The sequence below is a fragment of the Azorhizobium oxalatiphilum genome, from assembly GCF_014635325.1.
Taxonomy (GTDB): Bacteria; Pseudomonadota; Alphaproteobacteria; order Rhizobiales; family Xanthobacteraceae; genus Azorhizobium; species Azorhizobium oxalatiphilum.
In genome coordinates, this window is record NZ_BMCT01000001.1 from 842,199 (window position 1) to 856,828 (window position 14,630).

At 67.1% G+C, this 14,630-nt stretch carries 13 protein-coding genes; 5 read left to right on the forward strand and 8 right to left on the reverse strand.

The features are described 5' to 3' along the window. The first annotated feature begins 3 nt into the window (after nt 1-3). From IEW24_RS03780 to IEW24_RS03790, 3 genes are read left to right on the forward strand one after another with little or no spacing between them, the layout of a single operon-like run. On the forward strand, nt 4-1,143 hold the full coding sequence (locus tag IEW24_RS03780; RefSeq protein ID WP_188575542.1) for an ABC transporter substrate-binding protein: 1,140 nt from the start codon (nt 4-6) through the stop codon (nt 1,141-1,143). Continuing rightward, nucleotides 1,140-2,201, forward strand: a complete 1,062-nt coding sequence (locus tag IEW24_RS03785) for a FecCD family ABC transporter permease (protein ID WP_244644135.1) — start codon at nt 1,140-1,142, stop codon at nt 2,199-2,201. The genes IEW24_RS03780 and IEW24_RS03785 overlap by 4 nt, the downstream gene beginning before the upstream one ends. Beyond that, nucleotides 2,201-2,980 carry an ABC transporter ATP-binding protein gene (locus IEW24_RS03790; RefSeq protein ID WP_188575544.1) on the forward strand — a complete coding sequence of 260 codons (780 nt, stop codon included), beginning with the start codon at nt 2,201-2,203 and terminating at the stop codon, nt 2,978-2,980. Before IEW24_RS03785 ends, IEW24_RS03790 begins: the two co-directional genes overlap by 1 nt. A 78-nt stretch (nt 2,981-3,058) precedes the next feature. On the opposite strand, the gene IEW24_RS03795 is transcribed toward IEW24_RS03790, so the two are convergent. The 7 genes from IEW24_RS03795 to IEW24_RS03825 all read right to left on the reverse strand — a co-directional run bounded on the left by IEW24_RS03795 (nt 3,059) and on the right by IEW24_RS03825 (nt 11,834). Continuing rightward, complete coding sequence (locus IEW24_RS03795) at nt 3,059-3,634, reverse strand: tyrosine-protein phosphatase (RefSeq protein WP_188575546.1); 576 nt, start codon at nt 3,632-3,634, stop codon at nt 3,059-3,061. Nucleotides 3,635-3,685: 51 nt separating this feature from the next. Then, a complete protein-coding gene (locus IEW24_RS03800) occupies nt 3,686-6,787 on the reverse strand; it encodes an efflux RND transporter permease subunit (RefSeq protein ID WP_188575548.1) in 3,102 nt (1,033 codons plus the stop codon). Then, nucleotides 6,787-7,935 carry an efflux RND transporter periplasmic adaptor subunit gene (locus IEW24_RS03805; protein ID WP_244644136.1) on the reverse strand — a complete coding sequence of 383 codons (1,149 nt, stop codon included), beginning with the start codon at nt 7,933-7,935 and terminating at the stop codon, nt 6,787-6,789. Before IEW24_RS03805 ends, IEW24_RS03800 begins: the two co-directional genes overlap by 1 nt. A 515-nt stretch (nt 7,936-8,450) precedes the next feature. Continuing rightward, complete coding sequence (locus IEW24_RS03810; protein WP_188575552.1) at nt 8,451-8,669, reverse strand: hypothetical protein; 219 nt, start codon at nt 8,667-8,669, stop codon at nt 8,451-8,453. Beyond that, nucleotides 8,666-9,412 carry a COG4280 domain-containing protein gene (locus IEW24_RS03815; protein WP_188575553.1) on the reverse strand — a complete coding sequence of 249 codons (747 nt, stop codon included), beginning with the start codon at nt 9,410-9,412 and terminating at the stop codon, nt 8,666-8,668. The genes IEW24_RS03810 and IEW24_RS03815 overlap by 4 nt, the downstream gene beginning before the upstream one ends. Before the next feature lie 396 nt (nt 9,413-9,808). Then, nucleotides 9,809-11,164, reverse strand: a complete 1,356-nt coding sequence (locus IEW24_RS03820) for a sensor histidine kinase (RefSeq protein WP_188575555.1) — start codon at nt 11,162-11,164, stop codon at nt 9,809-9,811. Beyond that, a complete protein-coding gene (locus tag IEW24_RS03825) occupies nt 11,151-11,834 on the reverse strand; it encodes a response regulator transcription factor (protein ID WP_188575556.1) in 684 nt (227 codons plus the stop codon). Before IEW24_RS03825 ends, IEW24_RS03820 begins: the two co-directional genes overlap by 14 nt. A 198-nt stretch (nt 11,835-12,032) precedes the next feature. Here IEW24_RS03825 and IEW24_RS03830 point away from each other — a divergent pair, with 198 nt between their 5' ends. Further along, nucleotides 12,033-12,710 carry a response regulator transcription factor gene (locus IEW24_RS03830; protein WP_188575557.1) on the forward strand — a complete coding sequence of 226 codons (678 nt, stop codon included), beginning with the start codon at nt 12,033-12,035 and terminating at the stop codon, nt 12,708-12,710. A 28-nt stretch (nt 12,711-12,738) separates the two neighbouring features. Here the strand turns inward: IEW24_RS03830 and IEW24_RS03835 are convergent, their stop codons facing one another. After that, nucleotides 12,739-13,239 carry a hypothetical protein gene (locus tag IEW24_RS03835; protein WP_188575559.1) on the reverse strand — a complete coding sequence of 167 codons (501 nt, stop codon included), beginning with the start codon at nt 13,237-13,239 and terminating at the stop codon, nt 12,739-12,741. A gap of 466 nt (nt 13,240-13,705) precedes the next feature. On the opposite strand from IEW24_RS03835, the gene IEW24_RS03840 reads away from it, so the two are divergent. Next, complete coding sequence (locus tag IEW24_RS03840) at nt 13,706-14,608, forward strand: MurR/RpiR family transcriptional regulator (protein WP_188575561.1); 903 nt, start codon at nt 13,706-13,708, stop codon at nt 14,606-14,608. Nucleotides 14,609-14,630: the final 22 nt, after the last annotated feature.

Here is a 14,630-nt window from a genome sequence, read left to right on the forward strand (position 1 = left end):
CGGATGGGGAGAACCGGGGCGGGCCTGTCGCGGCGTGCGATGCTGGCCACGCTCGCGCTTGGCTCCCTGGGGGCCGTCGCGGCCTCCCGTGCCCGCGCCGCCACGCAGGTCAAGGCCGTGGACGTGGTCGGGCGCGAGATTGTGCTCGACCGGCCGGCCCGGCGCATCGTCATCGGCCCATGGGTGACGCTGGATGCCCTCGCACTCGTGCATCCCGATCCTGCCAGCCTGCTGGTGGGGTGGGGCGGGGATGCGGGGGCGAACCGCTTCCAGCTCGATACGTTCCGAGGGCGGTTTCCGGCTATCGACAAGGTGCCGGTCATCGGCCGGAACACCATCGAAACCATGTCGATGGAGACCATCATCGCGTCGCGGCCCGACCTCGTGGTGTTCAGCCGCCTCGACGCCTATCGCTTCGGCCCGGCGGACACCAATCCGCAGCTCGCGCAGCTGGAGGCGGCGGGCATCCCGGTGGCCATCGTGGACTTCTTCCTCGATCCCGGTGCCAATACCGAACCGAGCCTGCGCCTGCTCGGCGCGCTGCTCGGGCGCGAGGAACAGGCCAAGGCGTTCCTCGATTTCTACGGCACGCGGTTCGGGCGCCTGAAGCAGCGGCTCGCGGGCGTGCCGCTGCCGAGCGTCATGTTCCACGCCTTCGCCGCCCGGCCGGAGTGCTGCTGGACCACGGGGCCGGGCAACCGCGATCCCCTGATCTCGCCGGCGGGCGGGCACAATATCGGCGCGGACGTGCTGAAGGGCGCCATCGGGCAGCTCAATCTCGAATTCGTCTACACCCGTCAGCCGCGCTTCTACGTGGCCACCGGCGGCGGGGATGCCGTTGCCACGCAGGATGCCTTCGCCATCGGCCGGGACGTTTCCGCCGCGCGGGCGCGGGAGAGCTTCCGGGCCCTGCTTCAGCGCCCCGACATCGCGGCCATCGATGCGGTGGAGCAGGGGCGGGCCTTCGGCGTCTGGCATAATTTCGTGCATACGCCGCTGCGGATCGCGGCGGTGGAGGCGCTGGCGCGCGGCTTCCATCCCGATCTGTTCGGGGACGTGGACCCGGAGGGTACGCTGGCTGAGATCAATGCCCGCTTCCTGCCGGTCCCGCTCGAAGGGACATTCTGGATTTCAGCGGCATGAAGAGCATGGATTGCGCCGAAACGGATGCCGCGCTGGTCGCCTATGACCGACTGGTGCGGCGGCGGGTGCTGGTTCTGGCCGCGCTCGGCCTCGCCTGCCTGGCCGGCTTCCTCGTCGACATCACCAGCGGGCCGTCGAGCCTCGGGGTCGTGCGCTCCCTGTCCGGCATCCTGATGCCCGACATCCTGTCCCGCGCTGAGCATGTGATGATCTGGAACCTGCGTCTGCCGGTCGCGGCCATGGCCGTGCTCGTGGGCATGGCGCTGTCGCTGGCCGGCGCGGAGTTGCAGACGGTGCTCAACAATCCGCTGGCGAGCCCCATGACGCTGGGTCTGTCCTCGGCGGCCTCCTTCGGTGCGGCGCTCGCCATCGTGCTCGGCATCGGCATTCCCGGCGTGCCGTCTGCGCTGATCGTGACCGCCAATGCCTTCCTGTTCGCCTTCGGCTCGGTCCAGATGCTCCAGGCCCTCGCGCGCCGCTCGGCGGGGGACAGGGACACGCTGATCCTGTTCGGCATCGGCCTCCTGTTCACCTTCAATGCCGGCGTGGCGCTGGTCCAGTTCCTAGCCTCGGCGGATGCGCTCCAGCAGTTCGTCTTCTGGGGCATGGGCAGCCTGTCGCGCGCGAACTGGATGTCGGTTGCCATTCTGGGCGCTGTCGTCGTGCTGATGTTCCCCTTCTCACTGAGGACCGCATGGCAGATGACCGCCCTGCGGTTCGGCGATGACCGCGCGCTGAGCTTCGGCGTCGACGTGCGGCGCCTGCGCTTCTTCGCCCTGCTGCGCATCAGCCTGCTCGCTGCCACCGCCGTGGCCTTCTGCGGCACCATCGGCTTCATCGGCATCGTCGGTCCCCATATCGCGCGCATGCTGATCGGCGAGGACCACCGCTTCTTTCTGCCCGCGAGCCTGCTCACGGGCGCGCTGGTGATGACCTTCGCCAGCATCGCCAGCAAGTCGCTCATGCCGGGCGTGGTCATCCCCATCGGCATCGTCACCTCGTTCGTTGGCCTGCCCGTCTTCTTCCTGCTCGTCATGCGCCGGGGGACGCCGCGCTGATGACCGGACTGAAGATCTCCGGGCTGAGCGCCGGATATGGCCGCCGGCCCATCGTGAAGGCGGTGTCCCTGCCTGCGCTTGGGGCAGGGCAGGTGATGGCGCTGGTGGGGCCGAACGGCGCCGGCAAGTCCACCTTGATGCGGGCCATCGTCGGTCTCGTGCCCGCCACCGGCGCGGTGGAGTTCGACGGCACCGATCTGCTGCAACTGCGGCTGCGCGAACGGGCACGGCGCGTGGCCTATATGCCGCAGACCCTGCCGGGCGGCATTGGCCTGACGGTTCTGGAGGGCGTCCTGACCGCTTTGCGGGCTTCGCCGGATCATGAGGGCCTGCCCCGTTCTACGGATGCGCGGCAGGCGCTGGCGACGCTGGTGCGCTTCGGCATCGGTCATCTGGCATCGGAGCGCATGGATCGGCTGTCCGGGGGGCAGCGGCAACTGGCGGCGCTGGCACAGGCGGCGGTGCGCATGCCGCCGCTTCTGCTGCTGGACGAGCCGACCAGCGCGCTCGATCTGGCGCATCAGGTGCAGGTCATGCGGTGCATCCGCTCCTATGCCGAAATACAGGGGGCGGTGGTGGTGATCGTGCTCCATGATCTGGAACTCGCCTGCCGCTGGGCCGATGCCATCGCGGTCCTCAAGGACGGGGCCCTCGCGGCTTTCGGCTCGCCCGAGCAGGCCATCACCCCGGACACCCTGCGCCAGGCCTATGGCGTGGAAGCCCGGATCGACCGGGACGCTGCGGGTCGCATCCGCGTGCTGGTGGAAGACGCGCTCTAGAGCATGTTCGGCTTTGATTGCTCCGCAACCCAAGCCGAAAGACATTCTCTATCAAAGACTTGGAGCGTTTCGCGCGGACTACCAGGCCCAGGGTGTGACGGCCTCAAGTGTCCTGTCCATGGCGTAGGCCCCGAGCCAGGGCAGGGCGACATGCCCGTAGCGGAGCGAAAGCTGGCCTTCGGACGCCTGTCGCCCCTGATGGGCGATGGCGCCGACGTAGAGGGCCGAGGCGAGCCCGCTGCGATCCGCCCCGGCCTGACAATGCACGAGGACCGGCTTCTCGGCGGTCCTGAGCAGTTCTGTCAGCGCGGCGGCCTCGGCATCCGACAATTCGTGGCTGGCGGACATGCGGAAGTCGACGTGATGCATGCCGATCAATTGCGAGGTCGCCACCTCGGCGTCGTACCAGTCCTTGCCCGGATTGGCGCCACGCAGGTTCACCACTGTGCGGATGCCATATTCGGTCCCGTATCGCACCAGCGCATCCGGCGAGAGCTGGGCGGAGCGATAGAGTTCGTGCGGTACCACCTCATGGAAGTTGCCCGTCAATTGTAGGATGCCGAAGTAGCTTCCGATGCACAGGCTCAGCAGCAGAGCGATCGCTGCCGTCTTTCGCGCAGCCGGATAGGTATGCGCGAGCCGGTTTCCGGTCATGGGTTTCTCCTGAAGCATGCGGGACTGCCGGGTGCGCGTCGGCGCCGCCCGTCATTCGGCGGGGGCGGGCAGGCTGGGGGGCGCAAGGTCCGCCTTCGGCTTCGGGCGCGTCACGAAGCGGTCGAAGGCCAGATAGACCACGGGCGTCGTGAACAGCGTCAGCACCTGCGAGATGACGAGGCCGCCCACGATGGCGATGCCGAGCGGTATCCGCAGCTCCGCGCCGGGGCCATGGCCGAGGGCGAGCGGCAGGGCGCCGAGCAGCGCGGCCAATGTGGTCATCATGATCGGCCGGAAGCGCAGCAGGCAGGCCTCGCGGATGGACTGGAGCGGGGACAGCCCGCGCTCGCGTTCGGCCTCCAGCGCGAAGTCGATCATCATGATCGCATTCTTCTTCACGATGCCGATCAGCAGGATGATGCCGATCATGCCCATGATGGAGAGATCCTGCCCGCTGATCAGCAGCGCAAGAAGGGCGCCGATGCCCGCGGATGGCAAGGTGGAGATGATGGTCAGCGGGTGGATCGCGCTCTCATAGAGCACGCCCAGCACGATATAGACCGCAATGATGGCAGCCAGGATCAGCCAGGGCTGGCTGGACAGCGAGGCCTGGAAGGCCTGCGCCGTGTCCTGGAAGGTGCCGATGACATTGACCGGCATGCCGAGGTCGAGCTGGGCCTTCTGGATTTCGGTCACGGCGTCGCTCAGCGCGTATCCCGGCCCGAGATTGAACGAGAGCGTGACGGCGGGCATGGCGCTCTGGTGGTTCACAGTCACCGGCAGCACGCCGTTGCGCACGCTTGCCAGCATGTCGAGGGGCACCAGTTTGCTGGTGGTCGATGACTTCACATAGAGGTGCTGGAGCGCATCGGTGTTGAGCTGGAAGCGCGGGTCGAGCTCCATCACCACGTGATACTGGCTGACCTGCGTGAACAGCGTTGCCACCTGCCTTTGGCCGAAGGCGTCATAGAGCGCATCGTCGATATCCTGCACCGAGACACCGAGGCGCGCGGCGGTCGGCCGGTCGATGTCCAGCGTGGCGCTGGTCGCCGGCTTCTGGCGGTCGGACGACACGTCGAGGATGCCCGGCAGCTTGGCCATGGCGCCCGACATGGCGGTGGCCCATTTGTCCAGTTCTGCCGGATCGGAGCTTTGCAGCGTGTACTGATAGGCCGCCGCCGAGGCGCGGCCGCCCACCTGAATGTCCTGCCGGATCTGCATGTTGAGCTGCAGCCCCTCCAGATTGGCGGTGGCCGCCTTGACCCGGTCCATGACCTGAAAGGCGGTGGCGCTCCGGTCCGCGAACGGCTTCAGGTTGATCTGGATCTGGCCGACGCTGGCGGAGGGGCTGGGGTTGATCCAGTAGGCGACGTTCAGGACGGCCGGATCGTCCGATGTGATGGCGCCCAGCTGCTGCATCTTCTGCGACATCAGGTCGAAGGAGATGTCGGTGGCGGCGCGCGCCTGCCCCACGATGAAGCCGGTGTCCTGCAACGGCAGGAAGCCCTTGGGCGTGACCACATAGAGCCAGCCGGTGAGCGCGATGGTCGCGAGGGTCACGAGGAGCGTCAGGGTGCGATGGGACAGCACCACGTCGAGGCAGCGGCCATAGCCGGCGGTGACGGCCTCGAACGCCCGCTCCGACCAGCGGTAGAGGCGCCCGTGCTGGGCATCGTGATCATGCGAGATCAGCCAAGCGCACATCATGGGCGTGACGGTCAGCGAGATCAGGCCGGACATCAGGATGGCGATGCTCACCGTGACCGCGAACTCGCGGAACAGCCGCCCCACGATGCCGCCCATCAGCAGCAGCGGAATGAATACCGCGATCAGCGAGATGGTCATGGAGATGATGGTGAAGTTCACCTCGCGGGCGCCGTCGATGGCCGCCTGCAGCTTCGACTTGCCCATCTCCAGATGGCGGATGACGTTCTCGATGACGACGATGGCGTCGTCCACCACGAAGCCCACCGCGATGGTCAGGCCCATGAGCGAGAGATTGTCGAGGCTGTAGCCCAGCGCATACATCACGCAGAAGGTGCCCAGCAGCGACAGCGGAATGGTGATGCTGGGGATGATGGTGGCCCACAGGTTGCGCAGGAAAGCGAAGATGACCGCCACCACCAGCGCGATGGTGATGAGCATGGTGAACTGAACGTCGTCCACCGAAGCCTGGATGATCTGCGTGCGGTCGCCCACCACGGTCAATTTGATGCCCGCCGGCAGCCCGGCCTGGAACTCGGGCAGGCGGTCCTTGATGGCCTGGATGGTCTGAAGGACGTTGGCGCCGGCCTGCTTGTGGATGTCGATCATCACCGCCCGCGTGCCTTGCAGCCATGCGGCCTGATGATTGTCCTCCGGCGCGGTGATGACGGTGCCGAGGTCGCTCAGCAGGATGGGCGCGCCGTTGCGATAGGCGACCACCATGTTGCCATAGGCGGGGGCATCGATGAGCTGATCGGTGGCATCCAGCACGACCGTGCGGTCGGCGTTCGAGAGCTGGCCCTTGGGGGCGTTGACGGTCTGCTCACCGATGACGGTGCGGATGTCGGCCAGCGTCAGGCCGCGCGCCGCCACCTTGTCCGGATCGAGCCGGATGCGGACCGAGGGGCGCTGCGGCCCGTGGAAATCCACCAGCCCGACCCCCGACATCATGGAGATCTGCTGGGCGATGACGTCCTCGGCATAATGATCGACCTCGGTGGTCGGCACCACGTCGGAACTGAGCGAGAGTGTGAGCAGCACTGCCTCCGCCGGATTCACCTTATGGAAGGTGGGTGGATTGGGCAGGTTCTTCGGCAGCGCGCCGGCGGCGGCGGAGATGGCGATCTGCACGTCCTGCGAGGCGGCGTTGATGTCGCGGTTCAGGTCGAATTGCAGGACGATGTTGGTGCGCCCGGACGAACTCACCGAGGTCATCTGGGCGACGCCCGGCACGTTGGTGGCGAGCGAGTTTTCCAGCGGCGTGGCGACGGACGTCGCCATGGTCTCGGCGCTGGCGCCCGGCAGGCTGGCCGAGATCTGGATGGTGGGGAAATCCACCTGCGGCAAAGGCGCGACGGGCAGCTGGAAATAGGCCACCACGCCCAGCAGGATCAGGCCGATGGCGAGCAGGCAGGTGCCGACGCGGCGGCGGATGAAAAGCTCGCTCATCACCTGGCCTCCGACGCGACGTGCTGGGCCTGCGGAGCAGAGAACGTCACGGCCACCCTGGTGCCGCGCGTCAGCCGCGACTGGCCGGAGAGAACGACGGTCTCGCCATCCTTCAGGCCGCTGCTGATCGCCGTCACATCGCCCACGGTGGGGCCGGTGCCCACAGCGCGGATGTCCACGGTGTCGTCGGGCTTCACCACGAACACATAGGGGCCCTTCTGGCCGCTCTGCACGGCGATGGAGGGCAGGGTGACGGTATTCGCGTCGTCCCGCAGATGGACGCGGGCAGTCACGAGCTGACCGGGCCAGAGGGTACGGTCGGCATTGGGAAACTCGGCCTTCAGCTTCACCATGCCGGTGGTGCTGTCCACCTGGCTGTCGATCACGGTGAGCTTGCCGTCCGCCAGATGCTGGCTGCCGTCCCGGCTATCGACCGAGACGCTGAGCGGGGCCTTCGCCTGCCCGGCGAGAAGGTCCGGCAGATTGTCCTGCGACAGTGGAAACTGGACGGCGATGGGCTCGACCTGGGTGATGGTCACGAGGCCGGCATTGTCTCCGGGGTGAACGATGGCGCCTTCGTTGATCTGCTTCAGGCCGACACGGCCGGAGATCGGGGCGGTGATGGTGGCGTAGCCGAGATTGAGCCGGGCGGTGTCGACCGCGGCCTGATCGGCCAGAACGGTGGCCTGCAGCACGGCCACCTGTGCCTTGGTGTTGTCGGCCGCCTGCGCGGTGCCGAAGCCCTTGGCGTTGAGCTGTTGAGCGCGCGCTTCCTCCACCTTCGCATTGGCGAGTTGCGCCTGATCCTTCTGGAGGGTGGCCTGCGCGCCGGCCAGCACGGCCTGATAGGGGCCGGGGTCCACCTGCGCGAGCAGATCGCCCTTGCGGACATCCTGCCCTTCCCGGAAGGCGATGGTCTGCACCTGTCCATCGACGCGGACCTTCACGTCCACCTGATTCAGCGGCGACACCGTGCCGAGGCCTGACCTCACGATGGGCAGCGTGGCCGTGGTGGCCTTGACGGCGGTCACGGGGATGGCCGCAGGCGCTGCGGCCTGATGCGCCGGGGCGCCGGCCGAGTGCAGCGTGTAGAAGACGCCGCCACAGATCGCGATTGCGGCCACGCCCAGCAGCGCCCAGCGCCGCACTCCGCCTGCTCGGGCAATACGTACCGATCCGGTGGCGGCGTCATCGAAGGGGGGCGGTGACATGCGGTCCACGAAGGCTGCCTTTCAGGTCTTGGGCGTCGGCCGGCGAGGGGCGACGCGAGGGCGAAGCGCGACACTCAGGCCCCGATGGCTTCGGCAGGCTCCTGACCCAGGGCGGGAAGTCGGCTGGAGCATGCGTCGGCGCATCGGGGGCTGATGGCGGGCAAGAAGGGGATGCCCTGCAGCCTGATCATGGAGGCGCAGCCCTTGGCTGCAGTTCGCGCCGGCATGAAATGCATTTCATGATCGGGGGCGCCGTGGCGGCTTTGGTCAGGGTGCCTTCGCTCCGGCGTGAGCGGCGCGAGCCGGCCGCCCCTCCCGGCGCCCGCCGCGAGAAGAAGCGGCGCGGCGGCAGAAGGGCTTCAGGCGTGAGGCTCTGTCAGCAAATCTGGTCCCGGCACGCCGGAGACGCGCGGGCGCGCTGCCTGCCGCCATCAATCCCGATGAGGCGGTCGTCAGCGCCCGAGCTTCTTGCGGGCCGCGCGGCGGACGCTTTCGAGCAGGATGGCGAGGCATCCGGCCAGCAGCAGTACGCTGCTGGCGAGGGGCGGGGTTCCCGCCACCTCGACCGCCAGCGCGACGACGGCAATCAGGGCGACACTGGCGAGGGCGAGCGCGCCGTCATCGATGAACATGCCGAGGAGTTCGGCGATGACGCTGCGGAGAAATTTCATCGCGGGGCTCCTGCGAGGGTGAGCTGGCGCAGCCACTGGACGGCGCCCAGCGCCACGAGGGTGAAGATGGCGAAGATGACGAGCAGCGCGAGATCGGCGCCGGGCCAGTCCGCCCCCAGCCCCTCGCCGACCCAGAACACGCCGAAGGCGCTCAGCATCAGGCCGACGGTGAACTTGAGCGTGTTCTCGGGCACCCGGGACAGCGGCCGATGCACGGCAAGGCCGACGAGCATCACGAGCAGGCAGGCGGCGAGGGCGCCGAGGCTCGCATAGGCCATCAGCCCATGGCCGGCGCCGACCGCGATGACGATGAACACCACCTCCACGCCTTCGAGCAGCACCGCCTTGAAAGCGGCGGAGGCGGCAAGGAAATCAGCCCGCCGGTCCGCGCTCTGCCGCAGCAGCATGTCGCTCTCGCTGGCGAAGGCCTGATCCTCGTCATGCAGCGGGATGAAGCCGGAGGCGCGCAGGATGGCTTTGCGCAGCCAGCGCATGCCGAACAGGATCAGCAGCGTGCCGATCACGAACTGCATCAGCTCGATGGGGATCATGCTGATGAGCGGGCCGAAGATGAGGACGAGGGCGGCCAGCACCGCCAGCGCCAGTCCCGCGCCGGCGAAGGCGGGCTTCCAGCCGCGCGAGAGGCCGACCGCGAGAATGATGGTGAAGGCTTCCACCACCTCCACGAATGAGCCGAGGAAGGCGGCCGCCATGGTGGACCCGATTGTGGTCATCGTCGTCATGGGCAGTGTGTCCCTTGCGTGTCTCAGCGCCGTTCCGCATCGAAGTTCCGTGACGCCGTGTCTCTCGAGGGGCGACGGGGAAATCCGGCCATGCCGATCTGTGTAGTAAATGCTACTCAATCTCAGTATCGGAAATATACGCTTCAGGAAAGCGCCTTACGCTGGGGTGCCTGGCGAAAAATGTGCCCGCTCGTGTGCTCGGATAAGGAGCGACACGCGACAGATGGGGCGGTAGCTGCTGCCCTCTCGAGGGCGGGCTTTGGCGTGCCCCTCCGAAATCCTGCTGCCGATGACGCCGTGCTGGCGATGGACGCCATCGATGGCGGTGCGACCGGGCGGTCCGCGCGTCCACATCTGCGTGGCCGGCGAGCATATGTTCGGATTGAAACGGCCCGTTCAGGCGTCGGGCATCTTCGCCAAAGTGATCCGGCAGCCGGGATCATTGTCGGCGAGCGTCAGCGCCATGCCGTGCAGGCCGGCGATGCCGGCAACGAGGCTGAGGCCGAGGCCACTGCCGGGCGTGCTCCGGCTCTTCTCCGTCCGGTAGAAGCGGCGGAGCACCGCCTCCCGTTCGGCCGGGGGAATGCCCGGTCCGTCATCGGCGACACTCACGCCACGCCCCGCAGCGGAGACGAACAGCTCGACCCGCACGTGACCGCCGGGAGGCGTGAACTTGATGGCATTATCCAGCAGATTGCCCACCGCCTCGAACAGCAGGCTGGCATCCCCCATGAGCGGCAGGCTGACGGGCTGCCCGCTCAGGCTCAAGGCGAGCTGCTTCTCATCGGCCAGCGGCTCGTAGAAATCGACGGCATCCTGCACGATGGCGGCAAGATCGACGCTGACAAAACCGGAGCGCCGCGCGCCGTCCTCCACCTCGGAGATGCGCAGCAGCGCGGCGAAGGTCTTCAGTATGCCCTTGGTTTCGGTGATGGCGTCATCCACGGCAAGGCCGTACGCCTCCTTTGGCGGGTCGTGCCGGCGCACCCGTTCCAGCCCGCCGAGAAGGCGTGTCAGGGGCGTGCGCAGATCATGGGCGATGTTGTCGCACACGCCCTTCACCTCACGCATAAGGCGGTCGATCTCCTCCAGCATGCCGTTCACCACATGGACGAGGCGGTCCACGTCGTCGGATGTGCCCCGTGTGGGCAGGCGGTTGGATAGGTCGCCGGCGACGATCTTGCGGATCGCCAGCGTCACCGCATCGAGGCGCCGGACCGCGCCGACGCCGACGAACACCGCACCGCCGAGCCCGAGCACGACAGTCAGTATGCCGCCGATCAGCATCGCCCGGACAAGTGCTTCGTTGAATTCGTCGGTCTCGTGCAGGCCCTGGGCGATGAGCAGGGTGTCGCCCGTCTCCAGCCTGCGGGCGATCCCGCGATACTGCTCCCGCTTGCCGTTCAGGGCGACGGCGAAGTCGAAGGGCGTGTCCCAGGCGGGGATGGTGGCGGGAGCGGGCAGGGCAGTCCCGTCGAGACGCCGGCCGGCAGGATCGAAGATGGCCATGGCCCGTTCCAGGCTGGGATCGACGAGAGCGCGGGCCTGAAGGCGCGTGCGCAGCTCTTCGGGGCTGAAGCGCGACAGGTCCACCCGCTCGCGCAGCAGCCACTCATCGGTCCGGGCCACGAGGAAGCCCTGCATCTGCACATACAGCACGCCGAAGAGCGTGACGGAGGCGCCGCCGAACAGCAGCAGGAAGAACAGGGCGAGGCGGAAGCTCGTGGTGCGCGGGAGTTCACGAAGCCGCATTGAGGATGTATCCGGCGCCCCGAATGGTCTGGATCATGGGCGAGGCCCCTTCCGGATCGATCTTGCGGCGCAGCTTGCTGATATGCACGTCGATGACGTTGCTGGATTCGGGATAGTGATACTTCCAGACCTGCTCGAACAGCATGGTGCGGGTGACGACCTGTCCCGCCTGCCGCATCAGATATTCCAGCAGCTCATATTCGCGCGGCAGAAGGTCGAGTGCACGGCCGGCGCGCGTGACGCGGTGGGTGATGAGGTCGAGTTCCAGATCGCCCACCTGCAGCCGGCTCACCCGCGTCGGCGCTGTACGGCGCCGCAGGAGGGCCTCCACCCGTGCGGTAAGCTCCACGAACTCCACCGGCTTGACGAGATAGTCATCCCCGCCCGCTTTCAGTCCCCGCACGCGTTCATCGACGGCGGAGAGGGCGCTGACGATCAGTACCGGCACCTCGACCCCCACCGCCCGCAGGGTGGACAGCACGCCGAGGCCGTCCAACTCGCCCGGCAGCATGCGATCGAGGATGATGGCGTCATAGCCGCCTGCGGCCGCCTTCAGCAGCCCTGCCTTGCCGTCTTGCGCATGATCGACCTCGAAGCCGTGATCCTCCAGCGCCGCGCGGAGTTCCTGCGCAGTGATGGTGTCATCTTCGACCACGAGCATGCGTGTCATTGTCCGGCTTCCCTGCGCGGGCCGCATCCTGCCGCCCGATGTTTGCGCTGCATCGCTGCAAGTGGCGGAATTCAACTCTGCTAAATAGGTCTAGCCTTGGGAAGATACCGGGCAGGTCTCCGCAAGATGAAACATATTTCATGTTTCTCTCCGACCGGGTGAAAGGGGCGCTCCGTGGCGCCGTGAAATGGGTCAGGCATGCGTATTCTCGTGGTGGAGGATGACGACAGGACCGCGCAGCATCTCGTGCGCGGCCTGTCCGAGAGCGGCCATGTGGTGAACCGCGCGGCGGACGGCGCGCTGGGGCTGGCGATGGCGCTGGAGGACATTTACGACATCGCGGTCGTGGACCGGATGCTGCCGGAGCTGGATGGCCTCACCCTCGTGCGGCGCCTGCGGGACGAGGACAGGCATCTGCCCGTGCTGATCCTGAGCGCCATCGCCTCGGCGCAGGACCGGTCGGAGGGCCTGCGCGCCGGTAGTGACGACTACCTCGCCAAGCCCTTCCACTTTTCCGAACTGCTGGCGCGGCTGGAGGCTCTGGCACGGCGCACGGATCGGGCACGGGCGCAGGCCGTGCTGCGCGTGGCCGATCTCAGCCTCGATCTGCGGTCCCGGCGCGGGGTGCGCGGCGCGCGCGACATCGGCCTCCAGCCGCGCGAGTTCCTTCTGCTCGAAACCCTGATGCGGAACGCCCATCAGGTGGTGAGCCGCAGCATGTTGCTGGAAGCGGCGTGGGATTATGATTTCGAGCCGAAGGGCAACATCATCGACATGCATATTCACCGACTGCGCCGGAAGGTGGAGGTGGCGGCCGAGCGCCCCCTGATCCATACGATAGCGGGCGTCGGCTACATGCTTTCGGATCGGCCGTAGCAGGCTGGTCCGGCGCGGCCCCGAAATCTCAGGACACCTCGGTCCGGCGTGAGCGCCGCCGCAGACCACGGGTCGGGCGCCAGGAGCCTTGCGGGGCGTGTGCGCTGTCATCGGAGGAGGGAACTGTTTCTTCGGCAAGGGGAGCGGGATTCTCGGCCGGGCGAAAGGAGAGCCCGCGCTCCCTGAGCCAGAGCGAAACCTCCATCACGGTGACGGCCCCGACACCGGGTTCCGTCGCGAACTCGCCTTGCGTGTAGGCTGAGGCAATCTCCGCGAGACGCTGGGTCCGTTCGGCGAGCGTGTTCCCGCCACTGGGCGCGTGTGGGCCGTTCAGAAGCGCGACGAGAGCCCGGCGCGAGAGAACCGGCGTGATGGTCTTCTGGCGCGTCGTCGGGCACAAGGCGCGCACATCCTGAAGGGTGATCTCCAGTACGTCCGCGATCACGTCGTGGCCGAGGCCGAACATGTGCAGCGTTTCGACCTCCTCGCGCAGCCGCGCGAACAGGCTGCGCCGGGTCTCTCCTTGCATGACCTCGAAACTCGCGCGGCGCGATGCCTGTGTCGGCGCTTTCGTCCTGGTGCGTGTCAAAGCTCGGCCTCGCCGAAGATATGGCAGGAGGGACATGGTCGGACGGGCATGCGTGCCTGCTATCGGCCCACGCGCCGGGCGAGCGAGGGTCCGACAGCATTCTCTGTCTCGCATGTCTTCATCTGAGCGCCTCCACCCCGATCGCCCCGGCAGCGCCTCGGATGGGATCAGCAAGGCTTGCCTCGGGATGTTGTTGCACAGCGCAGGTAGTGATCGCAACAATGCAATTATTAAATGTCGCAAATGAAACCTGCCCCGATCCACCAGCCGCACGCCGTTCATCGCCGCGCGCAGCGGGGCTACCCGGACCGATTGAACCGAAACAACCGGCCATTGACCTCCGGATGCGTGCGCCTAAGGGTTAGGACGGGTTCCGGGACGAGGATCGAATCGTGAAGTCAGCCGAATGAGCGCAACGAAGAAGCCGGAGCGGGGCGCTCCCTTGCCGCCGGCATTCGAGGCTCGGATCGCAGGCGCCATGGGGCATCTGCGGCCGGCGGAGCAGCGCATGGCGCGGTTCTTCGTCGATCAGAAATCGACAGTGCTGCTGAATTCCGCGGCGGAGATTGCCGAGAAGGCCGGAACCAGCGATGCGACCGTCGTGCGCACGGCACGGTCTCTCGGCTTCGACGGCCTCGCCGGTCTGCGGGAGGCGATCCTCTCGGACATCACCGGGCCGGCACCTGCGGATCGGCTGGCCAGGACGCTTCAGGATGTGAGTGCCGCATCGGAGAGCGCGCTGACGCACGTTCTGAAGGAGCATTACGCCAGCGTGAACTCCATGGCGTCGCCGGAATTCGGGGCGGCCTTCGAGCGTACGGTCGACACGCTGTTCACAGCGAGGCGGCGCCATGTGTTCGGCATCGGTCCTTCAGGCTGCATCGCGGAATATGCGGCCATGCAGTTCAACCGGATCGGGCTTCGCAGTTCATCGCTCTCAAGCAGCGGGATCGGCTTGGCTGACAAGCTGCAGGAGATGGAGGCCGGGGATGCGGTGCTCATGCTCGCCTATGCTCCGATCTATCGGGAGGTCTCCGTTGCTCTCGACCGCGCGGATGAGCTCGGCGTCCCGACCATTCTTATCAGCGACAGCCTGGGCACGCTGGATGGTCGTATCGCGGAATTGCTTCCTGTTGCTCGGGGCAGGGCCGATCATCTTGCCATGCATGGCGCGACGCTTGTGCTTGTCGAGGCGATGATCGTGGCCCTTGCCTCCCGCGATAAGAGCAGTGCCGTCGATTCGCTCCGGACCTTTGGCGCCCTGCGTGGCGCACTCGACAAATCCTGGCTGAAGCGGCGGGTCCGCTGATGTGCCGCGTGGTCCTCACAGT

Bases quoted from the DNA above. Each gene is read 5' to 3' on its own strand.
- IEW24_RS03780 (WP_188575542.1), top strand. From the start codon at position 4: ATGGGGAGAACCGGGGCGGGCCTGTCGCGGCGTGCGATGCTGGCCACG.
- IEW24_RS03785 (WP_244644135.1), top strand. From the start codon at position 1,140: ATGAAGAGCATGGATTGCGCCGAAACGGATGCCGCGCTGGTCGCCTAT.
- IEW24_RS03790 (WP_188575544.1), top strand. From the start codon at position 2,201: ATGACCGGACTGAAGATCTCCGGGCTGAGCGCCGGATATGGCCGCCGG.
- IEW24_RS03795 (WP_188575546.1), bottom strand. From the start codon at position 3,634: ATGACCGGAAACCGGCTCGCGCATACCTATCCGGCTGCGCGAAAGACG.
- IEW24_RS03800 (WP_188575548.1), bottom strand. From the start codon at position 6,787: ATGAGCGAGCTTTTCATCCGCCGCCGCGTCGGCACCTGCCTGCTCGCC.
- IEW24_RS03810 (WP_188575552.1), bottom strand. From the start codon at position 8,669: ATGAAATTTCTCCGCAGCGTCATCGCCGAACTCCTCGGCATGTTCATC.
- IEW24_RS03815 (WP_188575553.1), bottom strand. From the start codon at position 9,412: ATGACGACGATGACCACAATCGGGTCCACCATGGCGGCCGCCTTCCTC.
- IEW24_RS03820 (WP_188575555.1), bottom strand. From the start codon at position 11,164: ATGCGGCTTCGTGAACTCCCGCGCACCACGAGCTTCCGCCTCGCCCTG.
- IEW24_RS03825 (WP_188575556.1), bottom strand. From the start codon at position 11,834: ATGACACGCATGCTCGTGGTCGAAGATGACACCATCACTGCGCAGGAA.
- IEW24_RS03830 (WP_188575557.1), top strand. From the start codon at position 12,033: ATGCGTATTCTCGTGGTGGAGGATGACGACAGGACCGCGCAGCATCTC.
- IEW24_RS03835 (WP_188575559.1), bottom strand. From the start codon at position 13,239: ATGCAAGGAGAGACCCGGCGCAGCCTGTTCGCGCGGCTGCGCGAGGAG.
- IEW24_RS03840 (WP_188575561.1), top strand. From the start codon at position 13,706: ATGAGCGCAACGAAGAAGCCGGAGCGGGGCGCTCCCTTGCCGCCGGCA.